At 67.4% G+C, this 15,754-nt stretch carries 14 protein-coding genes; 5 read left to right on the top strand and 9 right to left on the bottom strand.

Features of this window, described 5'->3' with window-relative positions:
- Positions 1–162: 162 nt before the first annotated feature.
- Positions 163–2,487 (bottom strand): NADP-dependent malic enzyme, encoded by a 2,325-nt coding sequence (locus ACAD63_RS03015; protein WP_195431267.1) that lies wholly within the window; start codon positions 2,485–2,487, stop codon positions 163–165.
- A 369-nt stretch (positions 2,488–2,856) separates the two neighbouring features.
- Here ACAD63_RS03015 and thiL point away from each other — a divergent pair, with 369 nt between their 5' ends.
- The 3 genes from thiL (at position 2,857) to ACAD63_RS03000 (ending at position 5,081) form a co-directional block, all read left to right on the top strand.
- The gene (gene thiL, locus ACAD63_RS03010; protein WP_133092318.1) at positions 2,857–3,837 is read left to right on the top strand and encodes a thiamine-phosphate kinase; all 981 of its coding nucleotides are present in this window, start codon (positions 2,857–2,859) and stop codon (positions 3,835–3,837) included.
- Between the two features lie 146 nt (positions 3,838–3,983).
- On the top strand, positions 3,984–4,550 hold the full coding sequence (locus ACAD63_RS03005) for a phosphatidylglycerophosphatase A family protein (protein WP_133092319.1): 567 nt from the start codon (positions 3,984–3,986) through the stop codon (positions 4,548–4,550).
- 33 nt (positions 4,551–4,583) lie between these two features.
- Positions 4,584–5,081, top strand: a complete 498-nt coding sequence (locus tag ACAD63_RS03000; protein ID WP_133092320.1) for a CinA family protein — start codon at positions 4,584–4,586, stop codon at positions 5,079–5,081.
- A 91-nt stretch (positions 5,082–5,172) separates the two neighbouring features.
- Here ACAD63_RS03000 and pyrF read toward each other — a convergent pair whose 3' ends face one another.
- Complete coding sequence (gene pyrF, locus ACAD63_RS02995) at positions 5,173–5,991, bottom strand: orotidine-5'-phosphate decarboxylase (protein WP_135705915.1); 819 nt, start codon at positions 5,989–5,991, stop codon at positions 5,173–5,175.
- Positions 5,992–6,193: 202 nt separating this feature from the next.
- Here pyrF and ACAD63_RS02990 point away from each other — a divergent pair, with 202 nt between their 5' ends.
- Both ACAD63_RS02990 and corA read left to right on the top strand, forming a co-directional pair.
- The gene (locus tag ACAD63_RS02990) at positions 6,194–7,093 is read left to right on the top strand and encodes a DMT family transporter (RefSeq protein WP_135705916.1); all 900 of its coding nucleotides are present in this window, start codon (positions 6,194–6,196) and stop codon (positions 7,091–7,093) included.
- A 557-nt stretch (positions 7,094–7,650) separates the two neighbouring features.
- Positions 7,651–8,613, top strand: coding sequence for a magnesium/cobalt transporter CorA (gene corA, locus ACAD63_RS02985; protein WP_133092323.1), 963 nt, complete (start codon positions 7,651–7,653; stop codon positions 8,611–8,613).
- A gap of 21 nt (positions 8,614–8,634) precedes the next feature.
- Here corA and mtgA read toward each other — a convergent pair whose 3' ends face one another.
- From mtgA to ACAD63_RS02950, 7 genes are all read right to left on the bottom strand, one after another.
- Entirely contained in the window at positions 8,635–9,336 is a 702-nt protein-coding gene (mtgA, locus tag ACAD63_RS02980; RefSeq protein ID WP_133092386.1) for a monofunctional biosynthetic peptidoglycan transglycosylase, read from the bottom strand.
- Positions 9,337–9,422: 86 nt separating this feature from the next.
- Entirely contained in the window at positions 9,423–10,322 is a 900-nt protein-coding gene (gene aroE, locus ACAD63_RS02975; protein WP_133092324.1) for a shikimate dehydrogenase, read from the bottom strand.
- A complete protein-coding gene (locus ACAD63_RS02970; RefSeq protein WP_434033405.1) occupies positions 10,322–11,254 on the bottom strand; it encodes an energy transducer TonB in 933 nt (310 codons plus the stop codon). The genes aroE and ACAD63_RS02970 overlap by 1 nt, the downstream gene beginning before the upstream one ends.
- A 111-nt stretch (positions 11,255–11,365) precedes the next feature.
- On the bottom strand, positions 11,366–13,492 hold the full coding sequence (locus tag ACAD63_RS02965) for a ribonuclease catalytic domain-containing protein (RefSeq protein WP_434033404.1): 2,127 nt from the start codon (positions 13,490–13,492) through the stop codon (positions 11,366–11,368).
- Between the two features lie 247 nt (positions 13,493–13,739).
- Positions 13,740–14,480 carry a 3-oxoacyl-ACP reductase FabG gene (gene fabG, locus ACAD63_RS02960; RefSeq protein WP_133092327.1) on the bottom strand — a complete coding sequence of 247 codons (741 nt, stop codon included), beginning with the start codon at positions 14,478–14,480 and terminating at the stop codon, positions 13,740–13,742.
- Between the two features lie 4 nt (positions 14,481–14,484).
- Positions 14,485–15,138 carry a chorismate--pyruvate lyase family protein gene (locus ACAD63_RS02955; protein WP_135705920.1) on the bottom strand — a complete coding sequence of 218 codons (654 nt, stop codon included), beginning with the start codon at positions 15,136–15,138 and terminating at the stop codon, positions 14,485–14,487.
- On the bottom strand, positions 15,135–15,749 hold the full coding sequence (locus tag ACAD63_RS02950) for a YqiA/YcfP family alpha/beta fold hydrolase (protein ID WP_133092329.1): 615 nt from the start codon (positions 15,747–15,749) through the stop codon (positions 15,135–15,137). The genes ACAD63_RS02955 and ACAD63_RS02950 overlap by 4 nt, the downstream gene beginning before the upstream one ends.
- Between the last annotated feature and the right edge of the window lie 5 nt (positions 15,750–15,754).

The following is a 15,754-nucleotide window of genomic DNA, read 5'->3' as shown; positions in this document are numbered from 1 at the left end:
ACGCGCATGCACGCAATTAATCAATCCCGGCCCCGGCGCAGCGGGATTTCTTCAATTGTTTCAATATGTTAAGCGTATGTGTGCGCATACTAACCGTCACCGCCAAGCGACAAAAAAGCCGGGCGAACCCGGCTTTTCCGCAACCGCTGCAACGCAGCCGGCTTAACGCTTGGCAGCAGCGTCCACCACCACCAGCGAGGTCATGTTGACGATGCGGCGCACCGTCGCCGACGGCGTCAAGATATGCACCGGCGCGTTCACGCCCAGCAGGATCGGGCCGATCGCCACGTTGTTGCCCGCGGCAACCTTGAGCAGGTTGTACGAGATATTGGCTGCGTCGATGTTCGGGCACACCAGCAGGTTGGCTTCGCCCTGCAGCGTGCTGTCCGGCACCAGCCGGTCGCGCAGCTTCTGGTCGAGCGCGCTGTCGCCGTGCATTTCACCGTCGACTTCGAGTTCCGGCGCGCGCTCGCGCAGGATGGCGAGCGTATCGCGCATCTTGCGGGCCGAAGGCGCCTCGGACGTGCCGAAGTTCGAGTGCGACAGCAGGCCGACCTTGGGCTCGATACCGAAGCGCTTCAGTTCTTCGGCAGCCATCAGCGTGATCTCGGCCAGCTCCTCGGCGGTCGGGTCCACGTTGACGTGGGTGTCGACCAGGAAGATCTGGCGGCCCGGCAGCACCAGGCCGTTCATGGCCGCGTAGACCTTGCCAGTGCCGCCCAGCACCTGGTCGATGTAGCGCAGGTGCGCCGCGGTGGTGCTGACGGTACCGCAGATCATGCCGTCGGCCTCGCCCTGCTTGACCAGCATGGCGCCGATCAGCGTGGTGCGGCGGCGCAGTTCCAGCTTGGCGTACTGGGGCGTGATGCCCTGGCGCGCCATCATGCGGTAATACGCGTCGGAGTAGTCGCGGAAGCGCTCGTCGTGCTCGGGATTGACCACAGTGAAGTCGACGCCGGCGCGCAGGCGCAGGCCGAAGCGCTCGATGCGGTGCTGCAGCACGGCCGGGCGGCCGATCAGGATCGGGTTGGCCAGCTTTTCATCGACGATCACCTGCACGGCGCGCAGCACGCGCTCTTCTTCGCCCTCGGCAAAGACGATGCGCTTCTTCTCCATCTCGACCTTGCGCGCGGCGGCGTAGATCGGCTTCATCAGCGTGCCGGAGTGGTACACGAACTGCTGCAGTTGCAGGCGGTAGGCGTCCATGTCCTCGATTGGACGGGCGGCCACGCCCGACTTCATCGCGGCTTCGGCCACGGCCGGCGCCACCTTGACGATCAGGCGCGGATCGAACGGCTTCGGGATCAGGTACTCGGGGCCGAACGACAGGTCCTGGATGCCATAGGCGCTGGCAACGATGTCGCTCTGCTCCTGGCGCGCCAGCTCGGCCAGCGCGTTGGCCGCGGCGATCTCCATCTCGCGCGTGATGGTGGTGGCGCCGCAGTCCAGCGCGCCACGGAAGATGAACGGGAAGCACAGGACGTTGTTGACCTGGTTCGGGTAGTCGGTGCGGCCGGTGGCCATCACGGCGTCCGGGCGCACTTCCTTGACCAGCTCGGGCGCGATTTCCGGGTTCGGGTTGGCCAGCGCCAGCACCAGCGGCTTGTCGGCCATGCGCTGGACCATGTCCTGCTTGAGCACGCCCGCGGCGGACAGGCCCAGGAAGATGTCGGCGCCGTCGATGACCTCACCCAGCTTGCGCTTGTCGGTTTTCTGCGAGAAACGGGCCTTTTCCGGATCCATCAGCTCGGTACGGCCTTCATAGACCACGCCGGCCAGGTCGGTCACCCAGATGTTCTCGATGGGCAGGCCGATGTCGACCAGCAGGTCCAGGCAGGCCAGCGCGGCGGCGCCGGCGCCCGAGGCGACCAGCTTGACCTTGCTGATGTCCTTGCCGACCACCTTCAGGCCGTTGATCACGGCCGCGGCCACCACGATTGCGGTGCCGTGCTGGTCGTCGTGGAAGACGGGAATCTTCATCTTCTCGCGCAGCTTGCGCTCGACGTAGAAGCACTCCGGTGCCTTGATGTCTTCCAGGTTGATGCCGCCGAAGGTGGGCTCCAGCGCGGCGATGATCTGGACCAGCTTTTCCGGGTCCTTCTCGTCGATTTCGATATCGAACACGTCGATACCGGCAAACTTCTTGAACAGGCCGCCCTTGCCTTCCATCACGGGCTTGGAGGCCGCGGCGCCGATGTCGCCCAGGCCGAGCACGGCGGTGCCGTTGGTGATCACCGCGACGAGGTTGCCGCGCGCGGTATAGCGGAAGGAATTGGCCTGGTCGACCACGATCTCTTCACAGGCCGCGGCCACGCCCGGCGAGTAGGCCAGTGCCAGGTCGCGCTGGTTCGACAGCGGCTTGGTCGGGGTGACGGAAATCTTGCCGGGGGTCGGAAACTCGTGGTACTCGAGCGCCGCTTTGCGCAGCGCCTCACGCTGCTGCTGTTTCAGATCGTCTTGGGACGGGGACTGCTGAGGGCTGGTCATCGGCGCATTTTCCAATCGGTGGAGCCGTCATTGACTGGCGGGGACGATCGGCGGACCGGCTCCACGTGTCCGCCCTTCTCTTCCTTTGGAACCCAGCATTTTATATAGTGAAATACTATTTCACAATAAGCCTTTTGCTTGGGGCACCTTTGCTATTCGGTACAATATGCCCCATCCAGCGGGGCAACACCAGCAAGCGTAGCGCCGCCCGGCGCATGGCTGGTGACTCGCTGCGGTCATGGCTGTCGTGCGCGGCAGTATCTTGCTGAAACGCTGCCGGCGCCGCATCCTGATGCGCCCATCCGAGTCCTTCCGTCCCTCCGGTGCCTGCCGGCCGGGCAAACACCTGTCCACTGCCAGTTCGCCGCGATGTCCGACGCCCAGACCGCTCCCCTTTCAGAGTTCGACCTGATTCGCCGCTATTTCACGCGTCCGGTGCACAAAGCCGCACTCGGCGTGGGCGACGACTGCGCACTGATCGAAGGCCGCCCGGGCCATCACCTCGCCATCAGCACCGACATGCTGGTCAGCGGCCGCCATTTCTTTGCCGACGTGGCGCCACGCGCGCTGGGCCACAAGGCGCTGGCGGTCAACCTGTCCGACCTCGCCGCGATGGGGGCCGAGCCGCGCGCCTTCACGCTGGCGCTAGCCCTGCCCGAGGCCGACCCGGCATGGCTGGCCGAGCTGGCCGACGGCATGCTGGCCCTGGCCGACGCCCACGGCTGCGAGCTGGTCGGCGGCGACACCACGCGCGGTCCGCTGACGCTGTCGCTGACCGTGTTCGGCGATGTCCCGCACCGCGCGGCGCTGCGCCGCGACGCGGCACGCCCGGGCGACGATATCTGGATCTCCGGCACGCTTGGCGACGCGCGCCTCGCACTGGGCGACTGCCGTGGAGAATGGCTGCTGCCCGAGCCCGACTTCACCCAGGTACGCCCGCGCATGGACACGCCGACACCGCGCGTGGCACTGGGCATGGCCCTGCGCGGCGTAGCGCATGCAGCACTCGACATCTCCGACGGCCTGATCGGCGACCTTGGCCATATCCTGGCACGCTCGCAGGTGGGCGCACTGGTCGATGTCGACGCCCTGCCGCGCTCGGCGGTGCTGGCCAGCCAGCCGGAGGCGATCCAGCGTGAATGCGTCTTGGCGGGCGGGGACGACTACGAGCTGTGCTTCACCGCCCCGGCGGGCAACCGCGATGCGCTCGCCGCAATCAGCGAACGGCTGGCGTTGCCGCTGACGCGAGTCGGGGCGATCACATCGGAGCCGGGCCTGCGCCTGGTCGACCATGCCGGCAACCCCACGCGCTACACCGGCGCCAGCTTCGACCACTTCGCCTCCTCCTGACACCGGGGCACAGGCGTGTCATGATGCCGGCATCGGCGCGCCGCGCGGGAACCCGAGTCCCGCCTTTTGCAGCACTAAAAGCAGCAGTTGCCGCAGCAAGCCGGCCATAACCATAAGCAGCATCCGCATCACACGAGCCAACCTTGATGTCCACCATCCCGTCCGGGGCCGCACCCCGCGATCCCGCCATGACCCTGGAAGCCGGCCAGACCGTCAAGGTCACGCGCCCGACGGCGCGCTTCATGCTGGCGCATCCGGCCCACCTGATCGCCTTCGGCTTCGGCTCGGGCCTGTCGCCGGTCAGCCCCGGCACGGTCGGCACGCTCTACGCGTGGCTGTCGTTCGTGGTGGTGTCGCTGTGGATCGAGCCGACCACCTGGCTATGGGTGGTAGGCGGCGGCTTCCTGCTGGGCCTTTGGGCCTGCGCCAAAACCGCGCGCGACATGGGCGTGCATGACCATGGCAGCATGGTGTGGGACGAGATCATTGCGTTCTGGCTGGTGCTGGCCTTTGTCACGCCGACCGGATTCTGGGGGCAGTTCGCCGCCTTCCTGTGGTTCCGGCTGTTCGATATCGCCAAGCCCGCGCCGATTGGCTACTACGACCGCACGCTCAAGGGCCCCGGCCTGCGCGGCGGCTTCGGCGTGATGTTCGACGACATCTTCGCGGCCTTCTACACGCTGCTGGTGTTCGCGCTGTGGCGCTCGTTCTGAGTCCCGCCCCTTCCAACAAACCCCAAATCCATCATGTCAGTCAGCCGCCTGCTCGACCAGCTTGCCGTCCAGTCCGGCGTCGCCCTTGCCGATAAATCCCTGATGCTGGCCACCGCCGAGTCCTGTACCGGCGGACTGGTCGCCGCCGCCATCACCGATGTCTCGGGCTCTTCAGGCTGGTTCGAGCGCGGCTTCGTCACCTATTCCAACGAAGCCAAGTCCACTATGCTGGGCGTGCCGGCCAAGCTGATCCGCGACCACGGTGCCGTCAGCGAAGAGGTCGCGCGCGCGATGGCGGAAGGGGCGCTGCTGAACAGCCGCGCGCAGGTCTCGCTGGCGATCACCGGCGTGGCCGGCCCCAACGGCGGCACGCCGGAAAAACCGGTGGGCATGGTGTGCTTTGGCTGGAGCAACCGCATCACCACCATCGTGGAAACCCAGCGCTTTCCCGGCGACCGGGCGCAGATCCGGCGCCAGGCGGCGGAGCACGCGATGCGGGGGTTGCTGGAGTTGCTGCGCAATGAGGCCTGAGGGCTCCTGCCGTCCCAGGGTGCCCAACCGCAGCCCAACAAAAAACCGCGCCAGCTGGCGCGGTTTTTTTTTAACCTGCCGCATGCGGCAGTCAGCCGTGGCGGTAGCGATTGATGGTCTCCCGCGTCTGCAGCGCCACGTTGCGCGCCGCCGCCGCGAAATCCTTCTCGCGGCTGGCGTACAGGATCGCGCGCGACGAGTTGATCATCATGCCGGTGCCATCCGCGGTACGCCCGGCCTTGACCGTCGCTTCGATATCGCCCCCCTGCGCGCCGATGCCGGGGATCAGCAGCGGCATGTCGCCGACGATCTGGCGCACGCGCGCGATCTCGTTGGGGAAGGTGGCGCCCACCACCAGGCCCATCTGGCCGGTGGTGTTCCAGCGCTCGCGCGCGGCCTCGGCCACCAGCTGGTACAGCGGCTTGCCCTCGACCTGCAGGAACTGCACGTCCGAGCCGCCGGGGTTGGAAGTGCGGCACAGCACGATCACCCCGCGGTCCGGGTAGGCCAGGTACGGCTGCATCGAATCGAAGCCCATGTACGGGCTGACCGTGACTGCGTCGGCGCGGTAGCGCTCGAATGCTTCCAGCGCATAGTGCTCGGCGGTCGAGCCGATATCGCCGCGCTTGGCGTCCAGGATCACCGGGATGCCGGGGTGGGCGTCGTGGATGTAGTGGATCAGCTGCTCGAGCTGGTCTTCGGCGCGCTGCGAATGGAAATACGCGATCTGCGGCTTGAAGGCGCAAACCAGGTCGGCGGTGGCATCGACGATCTCGCGGCAGAACGAGAAGATGGCGCCGCCCGTGCCGGTCAGCGACAGCGGCAGCTTATGCGGATCAGGGTCGAGCCCGACGCACAGAAGGGAATCGTTGCGCTGCCAGGCGGCAGCAAGCTGCTCGGTGAAAGTCATGGGATGCTCGAAATTTCCTGGTGGCGCCGGCGCCTCATGGGACATCCAAGTCCCAGGCCGGCACGGTTGGCCGCAGCGGCGTGAAAACCTTTCATCCCTGCAGCATATGTCGTTTCCGGCAATTTTACCCGCTGCGTGCTATCGTTTTGCGCTTCCTCTCAAAACAAAGAGCGGCATCGCGCACAGCCGCCATCCTGCAGTCATGTCTCTCGATCGCCGCGGTATTTTCCTGCTTGTCGTGCTGACCCTCGCCTGGGGCATCAACTGGCCCATCATGAAGGTCGGGGTTGCGCATTTTCCGCCGATGGGCTTCCGCCTGCTGTGCATGGCCGGCGGCGTGGTCGCGCTGGGCCTGGCGCTGCGCCTGCGCGGCGATTCGCTGGCGGTGCCGCGGCGCGAATGGGGCACGGTGTTCCGCCTTGCCCTGCCCAACATGGTGGTGTGGCACCTGTTCGCCATCTGCGCGGTCAAGATGCTGTCGTCGGGACGTGCCGCCATCCTCGGCTACACCATGCCGATCTGGGCCGTGGTGTGGGGCCTGGTCTTCTTCCGCGAACGCATCGGCGGCTGGGCCTGGATTGGCATCGGCTGCGCGCTGGCGGGCACGGTGCTGCTGCTGTCGGGCGAAATCAGCGCGCTGACCGGCAGCCCTGCCGGCACGCTGCTGATGCTGCTGGCCGCGGCTGGCTGGGGCTTCGGCACCCAGTTGATGAAGCGCACCCAGACTGACGTGCCGATCGGCGCCATGACCTTCTGGATGCTGCTGGCAACCGTGCCCTTCCTGCTCGCCGGCACGCTGCTGCTGGAGCACGGGTGGCGCATGCCGACCGCCGTCGAATGGGGTGCGATCGCCTACAACGCGGTGGTGGTCTTCGCCTTCTGCCACCTGGTCTGGTTCGGGCTGGCGCGCAGCCTGCCGCCGGTGGTGTCGAGCCTGTCGATCATGTTCATCCCGGTGGTCGGCGTCTTCTCGGGCATGTGGCTGCTGGGCGAGCAGCCGCACTGGCAGGACTACGCCGCCATCGTGCTGATGTTCATGGCCCTGTCCTCGGTGATGCTGGCGCCGCTGTTGTGGCGCCGGCTGCGCGGTGCCATGGGCTGAGCCCGCCTGGGGGGCGGAGCACAACGGCCACGCCGCCTGCCGCGCCGACTTCGCGGAGATTTCACTTAACAAGCGCCCCTTCGTTGGGCTACACTCGCGGCCATCACAATCCCGGAGAAATTACGTGGGCAGTAGCATCGGGTGTTCGAGTTGGCGCAGTCATGCGGCCACTGCGAATGCCATGTCACTGCGGGCTGCGTAACGACGACCTGCCCGGAGCACCCGGCTCCGCGCTTCGTCGGCCTTGCCCGCAGTCAGAACTGCGGGCGAGTGTCTTTCCGTGCCACCGGCGGCGCCTCCATGCGCGCCCTGCCGTGGCGGATCTTCCCTCTCCCGGCTAGCCAGCCAACCCAGGCAAACGCCATCGCCTTGTCCGCCCTGCTCTCGCGCAGCCGCGGGACAGCGCGATCACGCTTGCCCGTGGCCCGGCCTTTCGCGGCTTGCCGCTGGGCCATGACGGGGCATGACGCAATACCTGGGATGCGGCGAGCCGCCTGCGCTTGTCTTCGCGCTTGTCATTGTTTTTCGTCGCAAATCAGCAATAAGGAATCCCGGGGATGATCAACCTGTTCGTCCTGCAGAAAGGCCGGCTTGCCCAGGAGCAAGTCGACGAGCGCAATGAGCTGCTGCAGCACAAGCCGATCTGGATCGATGTCGTCAACCCTGACGACGAAGAGCTGAACTGGATCAAGGAAGCCTACGGCGTCGCCCTTCCCGAGCTGGAAGACCTGGGCGACCTGGAGGCGTCGGCGCGCTATTTCGAGGGCGAGGACGAAAATATCCATATCCGCACCGACTTCCTGCTCGCCGAGGAAGAGGTCTCGCGCAACGTGCGCGTGGCCTTCGTGCTGACCAAGGACGTCCTGTTCTCCATCCACGACGAAGACCTGCCGGTGTTCCGGCTGGTGCGGCTGCGCGCGCGCATGCGACCGGGCTCGGTGCGCAACGCCAAGGATGTGCTGATGGACCTGTACGCGACCGATGCGGAATACTCGGCCGACTCGATCGAAGAAGTCTACGAGCGCCTGGAAGAAGCCAGCCGCCGCGTGCTGGCCGAGAACGTGACCGATGCCGCCGCGGCCGACGTGCTGGAAACCATCGCCCGCGAGGAAGACCTGAACGGCCGCATCCGCCGCAACGTGATGGACACGCGCCGTGCGGTGTCCTTCCTGATGCGCAGCCAGCTGCTGTCGGCCGAGCAGCAGGACGAAGCGCGCCAGATCCTGCGCGACATCGACTCGATCGAGAACCACACCGCGTTCCTGTTCGACAAGATCAACTTCCTGATGGATGCGACCGTCGGTTTCATCAACATCAACCAGAACAAGATCATCAAACTGTTCTCGGTGGTGTCGGTGGCATTGATGCCGCCCACGCTGATCGCGAGTATCTACGGCATGAACTTCAAGGTGATGCCGGAACTGGACTGGGCCGCGGGCTATCCGTGGGCGATCGCGCTGATGGCGGTGTCGGCGGCGATCCCGCTGGTGTATTTCCGCCGCAAGGGGTGGCTGAGCTGAGTCCCGGAGGCCCGCCGGGCCTCAGTCCGGCAGCGTCGCCGCGCCCATCCGGCGCGCGATGATCCCCGCCTTGGCGCGGAAATTCACCCGCACGTTGGCGCAGTACTCCTTCTTGTCGAAGCACTTGGGCGCCGGCAGCGCCGCCGCCAGCCGCGCGGACTGGCCGATGCTGAGCTTGTCGGCATTGGTGCGGAAGTAGTGCTGTGCCGCGGCCTGCGCGCCGAACACGCCCTCGCCCCACTCCACCGAGTTCAGGTAGATCTCGTAGATGCGCTGCTTGTCCAGCCAGAACTCCAGCATCCACGTGATCGCCAGCTCCTGCCCCTTGCGCAGGTAATGCTGCTCGGACGACAGGAACAGGTTTTTGGCCAGCTGCTGCGTGATGGTCGACGCGCCGCGCACGATGCGGCCGCGCTTCTTGTTGCGCTCCCAGGCATCGAGCATGGCGTCGAGTTCGTAGCCGGGATGGTTGACGAAGCCCGCATCCTCGCTGGCGATCACCGCGCGCTTGAGGTTGCGCGAGATGCGCTCGTATGGCACCCAGTCGCGTTCCAGCCCGCAGCTCCAAAAATTGAAGCCGCACAGCCGCCAGCGCTCGGCTCGCATGAAGGTCGTGCTCGACGGATTGACGTACTGCCAGCTGGCAATCTGCACGAAGAAATACAGCTGCATCGCCAGCACGCCCGCGACCACGCAGCCCAGCAGGTAGCCGAGCCAGCGCAGCGGATTGAGCGCCGAGCCGGCGGAAGCAGCGCCGCGGGCAGCGCCGGCCGTGCGGTTGCGGATGGCCACGGCTGGCGGCGCCCCGCTCAGCCCTTGCGTTCGGCCTGCAGCGCTTCGCGCAGCTCGGCCAGCACGGGAGCGGTGCGGGGACGCACGCCGCGCCAGATATAGAAGGCCTCGGCGGCCTGCTCGACCAGCATGCCCAGGCCGTCGCTGGTGCGCGCGCCGCAGCGCGCGGCGAACTGCAGGAACACGGTCGGCTCGGCACCGTACATCATGTCGTAGGCCAGCACGCCTTCGCCCAGCAGGAACTCGGGCAGCGGCGGCACTTCGCCATGCAGGCTGCTCGACGAGGCGTTGATCACGATGTCGCAGGCCTCGTCCTCGGACAGGCCTTCGAGCGCATCGAGGCCGCCGCCCCACAGCTCCACGCCGAACTGGTCGGCCGCTTCGACGAATTCTTCAAGCATGTCGGACGCGCGCGACGCGGTGCGATTGGCCACCACGATGCGCGACGGACGCGCCTCGATCAGCGGCAGCATCGCACCCATGGCCGCGCCGCCCGCGCCAAGCAGCAGCACGCGCTTGCCTTCGACCAGCGTGTCGAGGTTGTCCTGGATATCGCGCACCAGGCCCACGCCATCGGTGTTGTCGCCGTGGATCAGGCCATCCTCGATCCACAGCGTATTGACCGCGCCGGCGGCTTCGGCACGCTCGGTCAGGCGGTCGGCCAGGTCATAGGCCTCCAGCTTGAACGGCACCGTCACGTTGCAGCCGTAACCGCCGTCGGCGAAGAACTTGCGCACGGTATCGGCAAACCCGTCCAGCGGCGCTTCCAGCCGGTCATACTGCACCGCTTCGCCGGTCTGGCGCGCAAAGGCGGCGTGGATCGCCGGCGAACGGCTGTGCGCGATCGGATTGCCGATCACCACATACTGGTCCGGCGTGTTCTGGGTGCTGTCGGGCGTAGTGTCTGGAGTTGTCATCAGCGTGCCTGCAGCCGGGTTTCCAGCCCGCTGCGCGAAAACTTGAAGGTGGAAATGACTTCCAGGATGTCCTGGCGTGCCGCCATTTCCGCGGTGAAGGCACCGAACGGCGCGGCCGCGCGCACGATCGCCACGGCCTGTCGGTCCAGCGCGGGATCGCCCGAGCTCTTGACCACGTCGATGGCGTCGATGTTGTAGCCGTCGCGGTTGTAGCCGAGCTTGCCGAGCCGGTTCACGTTGATCACCAGGATCAGCTGGCCGTACAGCGGCTTGCCATTGCGCTGCGGGAAATCGGTGGTGCCGCGCGCCTCGATCTTGCGGCGCAGCCGGTCGTAGTACTGCGCGTAGTCGACCGCCTGCGCGCTGGTCGCGGTCAGCTGGAAGCGCTTGGGCCGCTTGGCATAGTGGTCCAGGTTGCGGCCGATCTCGGCTTCGAGCTTGGCCATCTCGTCGGCCGAGGTGCGCTCGTCCTGGCCGCGCTGGGGATTGTCCTGGCGCTTCTCGCCGGGCTTGAGCGGCTGGCTGTGCACCGCGGGCGCGGCCTCGCGCGCCTGTGTCAGCAGGCGTTGCTGCTCCATTTCGAGCTGCTCGACGCGGCGCTGCACCTGGCGCACAAGGTCGCCCTCCTGCGTCACGGTCTGCGCGGGCAGCGGCGTGGTGGCGCGCTGCAGGTCGTGGTCGCCGCCGCCGTCGAGGTTGGCTTGCGCCAGCGCGGTCGGGTTGCGCGGCTTCTGCGCCGACTTGGCATTGACCAGCACCACGTCAAGCGGCGAGTCGGTGCGCTTGATCTCGAACACCTCGGGCGCGGCGACGCGCACCATCAGCAGCAGCGCATGCACAACCAGGGAAATGGCCAGCGCCTTGGCCAGCGTACTGCTGTTGTGCCACCTGGCGTGCCACCAGTGGCGGGGAGCGGCGAATGCGGCGTTCACGATGGCGGGAATTTGGCTCGGAAGGTGCGAGGCGACAGGTTGACGAGCATTCCCGGCCAGCCGGGAATGCCGCTAGGCATTGTAAGTGAGCCCCGCCGATTTCCGAAGGCTTCAGCCCGCGGCGGTGCCGCCGGTGTCGCGCTCAGCCGACGGCTCCGCCGGCACGTTGCCACCGGCTTCTGCGGGGGCTTCTGCGGGGGCTTCTGCGGCAGCCTCTTCCGAGGCCCCCGCGGCCCGCTCGGCAGCGTCTTCCGCAGCAGCCTCGGCAGCGGCTTCGGCTGACATTTCAGCGGCTTCCTCGTCGCTTTCCAGCTCTTCTTCAGGCAACACACCCTCGCCGGCAAAGATTTCCAGCACGCGGCACGAGACTTCCAGCGTGATCTCGTCGGTCTCGCCGATCTCCAGCAGCACCTGGGTGCCGCGCTGCGCCTGGACCAGCTCGGGCACGCGCGTGACCAGCGGGATCTCGGTAAAGCGCACCGCGCCTTCCTTGAGCACTGCGGCGACCAGGCGCTCGCGGTTCTCCTGCTTGAGCCAGCGCAGGCACCAGTAGCGCTCCATGGTCGACTGGTGGTCGGCATAGGCGGCATAAGTGCCTTCGAAGTCGGCCACGGCAGCCAGCAGGTCGGCGTCCTTGGGCTTGAACGGCGCCACCAGCTTGGCGGTCACGCCGTGCTGCGCCACCGCCAGGATCTGCCACTGGTTGACCAGGTCGACGTAGCGGCGCAGCGGCGAGGTGCTCCACGCGTACTGCTGCACGCCCAGGCCTTCGTGCGGCGCCGGGTAGGTCTGCATGCGGGTGCGGTGCATGCCCCACGCCTTCTGCGTGCGGTAGATGCCCGGTACGCCGTTGTCCGCCAGCAGCTTGCCCCACGTGCTGTTGGCCAGGATCATCAGCTCGGCCACGATCTTGTCCAAGGGCGAGCCACGCTTGCGCTGCTCGATGCGCACGCGCTGGCTGCCGTCGTCCTGGTCGTCGAGGTAGAAGTTGAAGTCGGCGCGGTTGTGTGTCTCGGGGCGCAGGCCGCTGGCCAGGCGCGCCTTCTGGCGCTCATCGTACAGGTAGCCGGCGAAGTGCCACAGCTGGGTCAGCGCCTCGCGGAACGGGTAGTCGCCGGTGCCGTCGGCGAGCGAGGCCTCGGTGATGACATCGTCGAGCAGGTTGTGGCGCAGGTTGGCGGAGATCGGCACCATCTCGGCGCGGGTCTCGCTGCCGGTGATCAGCCAGACCGTCGGGTCCACCGTCACATACAGCGACAGGGCCGGGCAAACCCGGCCTTCCTGCAGCGTGTAGCGCTCGACCACCGGGTCGGGCAGCATGGTGATCTTGTCGCCCGGGAAGTACACCGTAGACAGGCGCTGGCGCGCGATCACGTCGAGCGCCTCGCCTCGGCGGATACCCAGCGCGGGCGCGGCGATATGGATGCCGATGCGCAGCTTGCCATCGGGCAGCTTCGTCACCGACAGCGCATCGTCGATCTCCGTGGTGGTGACGTCGTCGATCGAGAACGCCTCGACCTCGGCCAGTGGCAGGTCGGCGGGCGGCTCGGGCACGTCGGTATCGGGGAAGCCGGTGCCCTTCGGAAAGCACTCGGCGAGGAACTTGGCCTCGTGCAGCGCACGTGCGCTGGCGACGCCGCCGACGGCCACCATCAGCCGCATCGGCGTCATGCCGAGCGCGGTGCAGGCCGCGTCCATGGCCTTGTATTCCAGGCTGTTCTTGTCCGGCTTGAACAGCAGTTGCAGCACCTTGTTGCGGAACGATTCCGGCAGCGTCAGCGCCTTGAGCTGTTCTTCATATTCGGCCTGGACCAGCGCCTGCTGGCGCTTGCGCTCGAGCGCGGCCAGCGCGGCCTTGAGCTGGTCCTCGGGCGCGCGCTGGTAGCGGCCACGCCCCTTGCGGCGGAAGTACACCGGGTTGCCGTGCAGCACCATCGCAAGCGCCGCCTGCTGCACCGCGCCAGGCTCGGCGCCGTAATACTCGGCGGCCAGCTCGGCAAAGCCGAACTCGGCCTCGGGGGCGCATTCCCACAGGAAGTCCAGGTCGATCTCGGCCACCATGTCGCCGGTCTGGCGGACCAGCTCGATCGCCGACGGCTGCGCAAACTGCAGCAGCACGTCGCGCGACTTGACCTTGGTGCGCTTGCCGGCCGGCAGCTCCACCTGGTAAGCCTCGCCCTGCTGGTTCAGCACGGTGCCGGCGCGGATCTCGCCGCCTTCTTCGAACAGCAACTGCATCGATCGGTACTTTCAGAAATGCGCGGATCCGCTTCGGGGCGCCACGGAGCGGGCGCAGCGGTGGATCCTGTGGGAGAAATGGTGCAAACGGCCCCGGCCGGCGGCGCGCTGCACGCCGCGCCGTGGCCACGAGGGCCAGGCCGCAGACCCGGAATGATACCGCACCGGCGCTGCGGCCCCGGGCGTGCGCCCCGGGGCGGTGCGCGCCGCAGGACGCCGGGGACCGGGCCGGAAATAACCGGAAGGGTCAGAGCGACATGCCGCCGCTGGCTTCGATCGCCACGCCGTTGACATAGCTGGCGTCGTCGCTGGCCAGGAAGGCGTAGATGCTGGCGATCTCGGCCGGCTCGGCCAGCCGGCGCAGCCAGCACGACGACTTCATGCCGTCGAGCACCTTGTCGGGCACGGTCTGCAGGATCTCGGTATTGACGAAGCCGGGGCAAACGGCGTTAACGCGCACGCCCTTGGGACCCAGCTCGCGCGCCCAGGTCTTGGTGAAGCCGATCACGCCGAACTTGCTGGCGGCATAGTTGGTCTGGCCGAAGTTGCCATACAGGCCGACCACGCTGGAAGCGTTCAGGATCACGCCCTTGCCCTGCTCGGTCATGATCGTGGCGACAGCCTGGGCGCAGTTGAAGACGCCCTTCAGGTTGACGTCGATCACGGCATCGAACTGCGCCTCGGTCATCTTGGCCAGGCGCGCGTCCTTGGTGATGCCGGCGTTGTTGACCAGGATGTCGATGCGGCCGTGCGCGGCCAGCACCGCAGCCACCATGGCATCGACGTCTTCGCGGCGGGTCACGTCGACCCGGTAGGCGGAGACGCTGGCGCCGGCGCCGGCAAGCTTGCCGGCGGCTTCGCGCACGCGCGCTTCATTGACGTCGCACAGCACGACGACGGCGCCTTCGGCGGCGAAGCGCTGCGCGGTGGCAAAGCCGATGCCAGCGGCGGCACCGGTGATGATGGCAACCCGACCCTGCAGTTTCATCTTGTTATCTCTTGATTTCGGTAGTGTGTGAAGTGATGGGGCCGCGGTCTGTGGTGCGCCGGAACATCGGTAGCGCAATCGCCTTGGTCCCCGGGGCTGGCCGTGCCAGCAGGTCCGGCAAGAAGACCTCTGTCACGAGCATGACGCCGTCGCCGCGCCGGAATACGGAGCGTCGCGCAGGCAGCATGGGCAGCGGCGCCATCGCCGGCAGCACGCGCTGCAGCGCATGGCGCAATGGATGGTGCGGCAGCAGCCGGGCAAACTGGAACGGGTCGCGCGTCACGGCCGGATCGATAAACAGCCGCCCGCCCAGGGGGCGCGCGCCCAGCCCCCGCAGGAACGGCCAGTCGCGCCGCGCATGGCGCAGCCGCACCACGGTGTGGGCGAAGACGGCGGGGATATCGTCGCAGATCAGCAGCACTTCGCGCGTCAGCGCCGGGACGCGGTCGTGCTGGCCCAGCACCTGCCATTCATCGGCCAGCGGCCGCAATGGGCGCTGCAGCAGCTGCGCCACGCGGAAGCGCTCGGACGCGGCCACCAGCCGCGCGGTCAGCGAACCGTCGTCGCCGGTGACCCAGCGCCGCAGGTTGGGCGTGATCGCCGCATCGAATGCCAGGTGCGAACTCCAGCCGCAGCGGCGCGCGGACTGCGCGCTCATGCCGCGCCCGCGCTTGCCGGCACCTTGCCGCCCGGGCCATAGCCGCAGAAAGCGAGCACTTCGTCGACGTAGTCGGCAAATTCGCTGATGCCGTGGTCGCTGCCCTCGATCACGCGGATATTCGCGCCGGGGCAGGCGGCCACCATTTCACGGTAGTCCAGCACCTCGTCGCCGGTGGCGGCGAGGAGGTAGTAGCGCTCGGGGCGCGTGATGGCGTCCACCCGCAGGGCTAGCAGCTCCAGCAGGTGGCGGCGCTCGACCGTGACCGAGCCGCCGCCGTGCCACAGCGGCTGCTCCCCGAGGTATTGCTCCAGGTCGGTCCACGGATGGACCGCCGGGTTCAGCAGCACGGTCTTGCAGCCGTGGCGCTCGCCGAGCCAGCGGGCATAGAAGCCGCCCAGCGACGAGCCCACGATGGCAACTTCCTGGTCGCCGCCGGCCTGGGCGGCGCGGATGGCGGCGTCGGCCTGGGCGATCGCCAGCGCCGGCGAGACATTGAGCTCCGGACAGGCGTAGTAGCGGCCCACGCCCCACTCGCGCATGCGCTCCTGCACCAGGCGCGCCTTGAACGACTGCGGTGAGGAGCGGAATCCGTGCAGGTACAGCAGCATGGCAG

Source organism: Cupriavidus sp. a3 (assembly GCF_051015765.1).
In the GTDB taxonomy this organism is placed as follows: domain Bacteria; phylum Pseudomonadota; class Gammaproteobacteria; order Burkholderiales; family Burkholderiaceae; genus Cupriavidus; species Cupriavidus oxalaticus_A.
Note: the sequence above shows the minus strand (reverse complement) of the source record. Positions and strands in the feature narration are given on the sequence as shown.